Annotated in this window: 3 protein-coding genes; 1 reads left to right on the forward strand and 2 read right to left on the reverse strand. The window is 27.6% G+C overall.

All coding sequences use genetic code 4. The features are described from left to right. Nucleotides 1-155 precede the first annotated feature (155 nt). Together N9R85_RS03505 and ligA are read right to left on the reverse strand one after the other, a co-directional pair. The gene (locus N9R85_RS03505) at nucleotides 156-5447 is read right to left on the reverse strand and encodes a beta-N-acetylglucosaminidase domain-containing protein (protein ID WP_262858609.1); all 5292 of its coding nucleotides are present in this window, start codon (nucleotides 5445-5447) and stop codon (nucleotides 156-158) included. Between the two features lie 289 nt (nucleotides 5448-5736). Beyond that, entirely contained in the window at nucleotides 5737-7728 is a 1992-nt protein-coding gene (gene ligA / locus N9R85_RS03510) for an NAD-dependent DNA ligase LigA (protein WP_262858610.1), read from the reverse strand. A 397-nt stretch (nucleotides 7729-8125) separates the two neighbouring features. Between ligA and gpmI the strand changes: the two genes are divergently transcribed. Beyond that, on the forward strand, nucleotides 8126-9631 hold the full coding sequence (gene gpmI / locus N9R85_RS03515) for a 2,3-bisphosphoglycerate-independent phosphoglycerate mutase (RefSeq protein ID WP_262858611.1): 1506 nt from the start codon (nucleotides 8126-8128) through the stop codon (nucleotides 9629-9631). Nucleotides 9632-9788 lie beyond the last annotated feature (157 nt).

Raw genomic sequence — 9788 nt, forward strand, 5'->3', positions numbered from 1 at the left:
TGCTGTTTTAAAATCGGTTTGATCAATAATTTTGCAATATTTAACTTTTTGTTCAAATGTAAAATGTTTGGACATAAAAATAACACTCCTTTATTTTGGAGTGTCAAATTTTTTTCACCTAACTTAATAATGTTATTTATTGTGTTTTTGTATCATTATTTTTTATTTCTTTTTTTGAAGAATATTACTGCAATTCCTGCTAGTATTAAGGCACCTAGCGAACCTAAAACACCACCAACTATTGCACCTGAATTATTTTTTGGAGTATTTTTGTTTTCTTTTGTGTTCGGTTTTTCTGTGTCAGGTTGATTTGTTGGAGTTTCAGAAGAATCTGTTGTTTCGTTATTTTCTTTGTTTGTTTCAGGTTCTTTTGTATCATTACCTTGCGAAATTTCAGGAACTAATGATTCATCAATATCATCGATAATATCTTCTGTTGTATCAGCATCGCTTGGATCAATTTCAATAATTTTTGAACGCAATTCACTATATTTTGCATCTATTTTATCGATTAATAATTGAATACTTTCTTTTGTAGCATCTTCTTTATTAACTTCTTGTTCAGTTTCGTCGATTAAATCTTGCATTTGTTGAGTTAATTCTGGGAAACGTAAGTAGTATTTATCAATAAATTTATATCCTCTTTGGTCTTTATGTATTTCGTATTTTCTTGTTAATTGACCTTTTTCGGATGCGACTAATTTTGAAAATAGGTCATTAAATTCTTTATCTAAATTATTAAACTCTTCTACGGTAGTATTTGAATCGCTTAATTTTTGTTTCATTTGATCAACTTTTTCTTTTAAAACATTGTATGTTTCAGGGGTATAGTTGTTAGATTTTAGCGAATCAAACTTAGCGATATCTAGAGTTACTGATTGTTTTTTGTATGGTAAAGTAACTAATTTAGATTTTTTATCATTGTATTCTGATTCAAGAGAATTTACCATTTCTTCAGTTAAATTATCTTTATCTTTTAGAGATTCAACAATTTGATTTACTACAAATTGATATGCATTAAATGATTCTGTTGTATACAATTCATCTTCGTTTGAAAGCACATTTGTCATTATTTGATCTAATTTAGTAGAGTCAAATTTAGTTCTTGCACTTGTAGATATTTTTTCTAATGAGTTTTTAATAGAATCTATAGTTGATTGTCTAATTTGTTCAGATTTTAGTGTTTCTTTAGCAATTATTTCTAATAAATCATAACTATCTTTATCTGCTTTAATTCATGTTTGATAGTTTGCTGGTTTTGTGTTTACTAAGTTTTGTAATTGATCTTTGTTTGTGTTTTCTGTTTGTTTTTGAGCGATTGGTATTATTTCAACAATAGAAGGTGTTTTATCTTGTCATGAAATATCAAATGAGACAACTTTTTCATCTCCTGATAAAGGAACTTTAAATTCTACAATGTTATTTGTTAATTTACCTAATTCTTTTTCTGAGTATTGTTTTGTTAAAGTGTTGTATACTTTAACTTTGACAGTTGAACCCGAATTATCTCCTTGTGTAATAATTCTAACATCGGCCGCATCGTATCTTCCTTTGTTAACAATATATGTTAGGTTACCATTTTTGTTTGCAGGTGTATAGTAACTACTTAAATTACCATCTATTGTTTTGTCTATTACATGAGCAGCATCTGTTTCAACGTAATTTGTACCTGTAAATTTAGGATTAGTATTTAAACTTATGTATTCAAAGTCGTTTACAACTATCTCATTAAATAATAAAGCACGAGTTGGATAATTTGCTTTAACTAAAAGTTTGATATATCTTGCTTTTGCGTTTTCGATATTTGTATTACCTCATCATCTTACATTTGGATAGTTTGAATCATTTTCACCTGAATTAATTTTAGATAAATTAGAATCTCTATCTGCATCAGTAACATCATCGCCTATTGTGAATGCTAATTTTCAGTCTTCAGCGTTATCACTATTTGTTGTTGAATATAATACATCTAAATCTCTTGGATAATCAGCTGTTCCGTCTGTTGCATATAGTTTAAGTGATCTTAAATCTATTTCTTTTCCTAAATCATATACAGCAACATTTCCTTTAACAGGTAAACCACCAAATTTAGTTGTAGTATTAACGTTTCTATCGAATTCTTTATGAGAATTTCTTTCGTCACCTCAACCGTTATTAATTGAAATATCAGATTTAATTAATTTTCCGAATATTTTTTCTCCTTGTAAAACAAGGTTTAATGATTTAAAACTAAATGTTTTTGATTCTGTAGATGTATTTTTGAATTTAATAAATCTAAATCCTAATGAATCTTTCAATGTGCTAAGGTCATCTATTTTAGTTCATGTGTAACCATCTTTAGAGTATTGTAATTCAACTCCATCTATTTTTGTATATTCTCCTGTAATACTACTAAATTCTAATATATCTTGAACATCAATACCGATTTCTTTATCGGCTTCAAGTGTTAAGTTGTGAGATTCATTATGTTGAGTTGCATGTATTAATTGGAATCCAACACTTGATTTTGTTGTTCCAAAATCATTTGTAGTAGCATCTTTAAGAAGATATCTATTGTCTAGTGTAGCCGAATCGTTTCCAACTTTAAATGTTCCGATTCTTCATCAAACATTTCTGTTTGATTTATTTTTAACTCTAATTCTTTTTGCTTTTACATTTCCTGTAAAGGTTTGTGTTTTGTCGCTATTACCACTTTTTTCTCCAAATTTTTGTCATTGTCCATTTTCTGTTTCGTATTCAATGTCAAAGTTTGTTAATATATCACCACTTGCGGAGTTACCTTGTTGTAATAAAACTTTTGTGATTGTTCTGCGTTCAGGTAATGTAAAAGTTAATGTTGCATCAACTGAAATAGCGTCATTAGATGAAGCTCCTTGGTAGTTTTTTGTTCAAAATTCAGTGGCTTGATTGTTATCAAAAAGGACGTTTGGATTTGTATTTTGATTAGTTGTTCTTACTTCTCTATTTCCACCGTTTTGACCGTCATATTTTAAATCTGTGTATCAACCATTTTCTAATTCTGACTCTTTAGGTTGGTTAATTACTAAATTAGTAACACGTAATCATGCTCCAAAAGTTTCTGTTTGGTTATTAACAACTCTAACACCAACAACATTTTCTATATTTAAATTATCAATATATACAGGTTCAAAAGGACCGCTTACGTCGTTTCTTGTTATACTTGTTTGTCCATTAAGGTCAGTTCATTCACCATCTTTTATTTTGTATTGGATTTTAAAGTTTTTAAAGTGGTCGTTTCTATCTCCCATTTTAATAAACAATGTTTTTAATGTAAAAGGTGTTGAAGCTGTTGCTCCGAAATAATCATCTTTAACAAATCTTGAATCAGTTCCATCGTGAGCAACTTTTCAAATTTGTTGTCTTTGGTTTGAGTAATCAAAGATATTACCTGCAGGTCCTTCTACTTGAACAGTTCTATTTGTATCGAACTCAAATGTTAGTTTATCTGGGATTAAAAGTTCAGAGTATTTTTTAGATAAAGCTGCTTGAAGCGATCTAACAAATGGTTGAATGTGTTGAACACCCACTTCTGCAGTTTCGAAGTGATCTAAATATCAGAATTTGTGTGTTTTAGATTCGGAAACTTTGTTTAAAGCTTGATTGTAATGGTCGATAAAGTTAAATGTGTCTTTGGCTTTATAATCTTTTAAAGCATCAATGTATAATGAAACACCTTTTGATAATTCTTCGAATGATTGAAGTCAATAAATAATTTGTTCCTTCATTTTTTCGTTAGATTTACCATTTAACATAATGTTTGAGTATTTATTTAAGTCATTAAAAATTGTTTGAATTTCATTTAATTCTTCATCAGTATATGAATCGTTATTTAATTTAGATTTAAATTCATTTAGTTTATCTTTAATATCTACGGATTCTTGTAATGCTACAACACGACCATCCATATTTTGGTTAATCATGTGTTTTGAAAGTTCTCTGAAGGCATTTGACTCTTCATCATCATGTTGTTTGTTATCTAGAACATATTTAAATGATGCTTCGTAAGATTTTTCTGCTTCTTCATCGGTTTGTCAAATATTTCAAGTGTAATCTGCTCCACCGAAAATTGCAACTCTAGAAGGTTGTGATTGTTGCATAGGGTTAAAGATAACACCTTCAATTTTTGAAGCATCAACATTTCTATGTAAGAATTCTTTGTATCCACCTAAAATTAAATGGCTTTTTGAGTTGTCAGAACAAGGCCAGTTAATTCATAACATAGGACCTCTACCAACTTTTTCGGTAAATCTGTTAGTGAAATCTTGTGTTATTTCACCTCAAATTCTACCCCCGGTCATAACTATTTGAACTTCTTTAGGAAAAGTTGAAAAGAATGTTTCTCCTCATCCCATATACTCTTGCACTACATATGGGAGTGTAGTTTTTAATCCCGGATATTCTGGTTGTAACATTTTGAGTCATTCAACAACATCGTCTAGCAATCTTTTTTGCATTTGTTGATTATTATTTCCTGGGAATGGTGTTCCCGCATCGTCTGCTAAAATACCAATTTGACGAACCCCAGCTTTAATGACTTGCAAGAATTTTGCTTTAAGTTGAACTAATGATTCTTCATAATTAGATTCGGTCATTCTTCTACCACCAAAGAATGGGTGTAAAGTATAAATATAACGAACTTTTGTTTTGTTTCCTGTTTCTGCTAATGGTTTAATTAAATTTTCAATTTCTTCATCAGTATAAAGTTCTCTTCATTTGGTAGAGTGTTTAGGGTCATTTTTAGGTGCATAGAAATAACCATTAAGTTTATAGTATGTACCTCATTTCATATAGTCTAGTCTATCTTCTAAACTTCACGGATTCCCATAATATCCTTCAATAACTCCACGAGTTGTTACATCTGCATAATCTTCAATTTTAAAGTTTTCAATTTCTCTACCATTTAATTGATTAAAAATGTGTCAAAGTGTTGTAGCACCATAAAAAGCGGCGTCTGTGTCTTTTGCTAAAACAGATAGAACGTTATTATTATTATTAATTTGGTAACTATCTGTTTTTTCGTAAAGTTCTTCATTTACTTCTGTATTTTGAGATTTAATTAAATTATCTACTAAGTTATCTGCATCTCCTTTAATACCTACTAAAATATTAGTTTGTCCTTTAACAATATGTTTAGTTATTGTATATTGTAGGTTTTTAATATCTAAAACTTCTTTGAATCTGTCGACTGTGGCTTCATCAATTCCATTTTCGAAAACTATATTAACGTTTTGAGTTAAAAGGTAATTTCCGTCAAGATAATCGATTTTTTGAACTTTTGGATAAATTTCGTATGTTTTTCTGTTTGCTACCTGGGCAGAAGAAGTATTATTTTCAGCTTCTCCAGTTTCGGATGCGCTGATCGAAGCTATTAATCCTGCCGATCCTGCTGCACTTAAAACATATTTAACTATTTTTTTAATATTCATTTTTATTACCTCGTTTGTAAATTTAAATTACATGTTTGCATTAATTATATTAATACGTATTAATTAAATCAAATTAATATTAAGTGGAATGTTAATGCATTTTATATGCATAAAGATATTTTTATTCTCACATTCATGGATTGTATATGCATTTAATTGGTTAGAAAACATTTTAAAAATATTAATTTTAAATTCTTTTTACACCAAAATTAAAATTTTTAAATATCCAACTCTAAAAAAGAGCATATTTTATTCATCAACTTAAATTAAAATAGACGCTTTTAAACGTCTATTTGTTAATTAATTTTCGAAAATCTTCTTCGGTTAATAATTTAATTTTTAGTTTTAAAGCTTTATCATATTTAGAACCAGCATTTTCACCGTAGAGTAAATATGAGGTTTTAGAAGAAACTGGTGAACTCACTTTACCACCATTTTTTTCGATTATCTCTTTAAAATAATCTCTACTTTTGCTTAATGTTCCTGTTATTACGAAACTTAAATTGTTTAGTATATTTGACTCTTGAGATTCTTGTTCGTAAATTAAAATATTATCTAAAAATTCTAAAAGATTTCTATTTTCATCTATTTTTATGTATTCTCTAATACTTTCAATAATAATCTCACCTATTGTATTTATTTGTGTTAATTTATCTAAATTTATATCAAATAAATCGGTTAATTTCGATAAATCATTAGTGATTAATTGTGCAACTTGAATTCCTACATTTGGTATCCCAATAGAGAATAACGCTTTAAAAAGTTTAGTATTTTTTGATGCTTCGATTGAATTTAAAATGTTATTAAGTTTTTTATTTGTTTTCGATTTGAAACCTGGTATTTGGTTTATTTCTTTGTCATATTTTTTTAGGCTATATATATCTTCAATATTTTTTATATAACCCAATTGATAAAATAGACGTATATTTTTTTCTCCTAATGTTTCAATATTCATAGATTTTTTAGATACAAAATGAATTAGTTTTCTTATTATTTGTTCTTCACAATTTTGATTTACACAAAATTGATCAACAAAACCTTCCTTTTCTACTAAAAGTTCACCACATGAAGGACAATTTAATATTTTGTCAAATATGCCATTTGTATTTTTTTTGCTTAAACCAATTACTTTTGGGATGATTTCTCCTGATTTAATGATAGTAATTTGATCTCCGATATTTACATTTAAATTTTTTATATATTCATAATTGTGCATAGTAGCATTATTAACGTTTGTTTGGTTTAAGTTAACTTCATCAAAATTAGCTATATAAGTTATTTTTCCAGTTCTTCCAACAGAAGCTGTTATATTTTTAATGATACTTGTGGCTTCTTGTGTTTCATATTTAAAAGCTATAGCATATTTTGGAAATTTAGAAGTTTTTCCAAGTTGTTCTCAATATTTAATTTGATTTAATTTAATAACGTAACCATCACAATCAAACTCAAATTCATTTTTTAATTCTCTAAAGTTTTCTACAAGTTCAATTAATTGTTCAAAAGAATTAGCTACCATAATATTTTTATTAGTAGGAAATCCTAAATTCTCTAAAAAACCTTTTACAGAAGATTGCAAATCTATATTGTAATCTTGAGCGTTTACTAAATCATATAAAATAATAGACAAATTACGTTCTTTAACAATGTTTTTATCAAGTTGTCTAAGTGTTCCTGAGGCCGCATTTCTTGGGTTAGCAAAAATCTTTTTATCATTTTTAATGAATTCTTCATTCAACTTATTATAAGTTGATTTAGACATGTAAATTTCACCTCTAACCTCTAAATCTATGTCTTGATTTAATGTAAGCGGAACACCTTTTATTTGTATAACATTTTCAGTAACATCTTCTCCTTCGGTTCCATCTCCACGTGTTATAGCCCTAATTAATTTCCCTTCAGAATAATGTAATGAAATTGATAATCCATCAATTTTTGGCTCTAAGCAAAAACTAATTTGTGGATTATTTAATGATTTATTAAGGTTATTATAATATCTTAATAAATCATTTTCAGAATAAGCTTTTTCTAACGATAACATAGGGTTTTTATGAACAAATTTACTGAATTTGTTGCTTGCATATGATCCTAAATTAAGTGTCGGTGAGTTCTCTAAAATATACTGAGGATATTGTTTTTCTAGCAAAAGTAATTCTTGTAAATTTTTATCGTAAATCAAATCTTCTACACTTGGTTCGTTGAGTTGAAAGTACTCATAATTTCATTTATTGATTTTTTCGACTAATTTTTTAATTTTTAATTGAATTTTGTTTTTCTCTTCCATTGGATTACCTCTAATTAATATTTAAATTATATATTAAATATTTATTAATTTTTGATAATAAAAATATAAAGTGCAGCCTACATACACTTTATATTGAGCGTGTTATAAATATAATATTTTTTAAACATAATCACATAAAATATTTAGTTTTAAAATTTAGAAAATTTTAAATTACTAAAATAAATAACAAACAATAGAATAATACATTAAAGGAGTGTGTGAAGAAAGATAACCTTATTAATAATTTTATGGAATATTTACAACACATAAATAATTTTAACTAGTCGGTTTTATTTTTGGTTAATATAATTATTTTATGCAAACAAAATTTATTATTTTTTAAGCAAAAAAACTATATATTATATAATTAATAAAAATATTTATATCAAGGAGTAATATGAAAAAAGTAGTATTGATCGTTATTGATGGTTTAGGTTTAAGAATAGAAACACAAGGAAATGGTTTCGCACTTGCAAATACACCTACATTTGATAACTTATTTAAAAATTATCCAAATTCATTGATTCAAGCGTCAGGTCAATATGTTGGATTACCAGAAGGACAAATGGGTAATTCCGAAGTTGGGCATTTAAACATCGGGGCAGGCACAATTGTTTACACTGGATTATCACTTATCAAAAAAGCGTTAAATGACGGTACATATAAAACAAACAAACAATTTGTTGAAGTATTTAAAGATGTTAAGGAGAATAATTCAACATTACATTTAATGGGTCTATTATCACCTGGAGGTGTTCACTCATTAGAAGATCATTTATTCAAATTATTAGAAGCAGCACATGAATTCGGATTGAAAAAAGTTTCTGTCCACGTTTTTGGAGACGGTAGAGATGTTGCACCTCGTTCAATTAAAGAATCTTTAACAAAATTATTAGAATTAACTGATAAATTCGGTTACAATATAGCTTCTATTTCAGGAAGATTTTATGCAATGGACCGTGATTCTATGTTTGATAGAGTTGAAAAAGCATATGAGGCACTTTTAGGAAATACAGATTCAAAATTTGATAATATTTTAGAATTTGTTGATCAACAATATGCTTCTGAAATTAGTGATGAATTCTTTGTTCCATCAGTAAATTCTAACTTAAACAAAGATTCTTTTGTTAAAGATGGTGATTCAATTATTTTCTTTAACTTCCGTCCTGATCGTGCAAGACAACTTACACATTTATTTGTAAATTCATCTTTATATGATTTCAAAGCAACTCACCAAGTTAAAATTAATAAATTTGCTTCAATGATGAAATACGAAGGAATTAATACAATTATAGCTTTTGATGAAATGGAAGTAAGCATGCCTATTGGTAGAGTTTTAGAATTAGCAGGAAAAAGTCAATTAAGATTAGCTGAAACTCAAAAATATGCTCACGTTACATATTTCATGGATGGTGGAAATGATATTGAATTTAAAAATTCAAAACGTATAATGGTTGATTCTCTTAAAGTTGAATCGTACGCAGATGCTCCACATATGTCAGCTGAAAAAATTACTGATGAATTATTAGCTAATGCTCTAAATTACGATGTTACAATTATGAATTATGCAAACCCTGATATGGTAGGTCACACAGGTAATTTAAAATCTACAATAGAAGCAGTTTCATTTTTAGATTCACAAATCAAGAGAGTTGTTGATTGAGCAGAAGCAAATGATGTAACCGTATTTATTACAGCTGATCATGGTAATGCTGAAATCACAGAAGATCAAAATAATAAACCCGCAACTAAACATACAAGTAGTCCAGTTATGTTGATTACAACAGATAAATCACTTAAATTGAAAGACGGTATTTTAGCAAATGTAGCACCAACCGTTTTAGATTATATTGGTGTAGAAAAGCCTACTGAAATGGACCAAGAATCTTTATTAGTTAAATAAATAAAAATAGACTAATTTAATTTATTAGTCTATCCTAAAATGAAATATCAAGTGCAACACTTTCGTGCTTGGTATTTTTATTATATCTTAACGATCTAAAAAAATCTAAAATTTTACTTAAAAAATCAATATTATTACTTTGTTTTCAATATCAAAA

The organism is Mycoplasma sp. CSL7503-lung, from assembly GCF_025515455.1.
GTDB lineage: Bacteria > Bacillota_I > Bacilli_A > Mycoplasmatales > Metamycoplasmataceae > Mycoplasmopsis.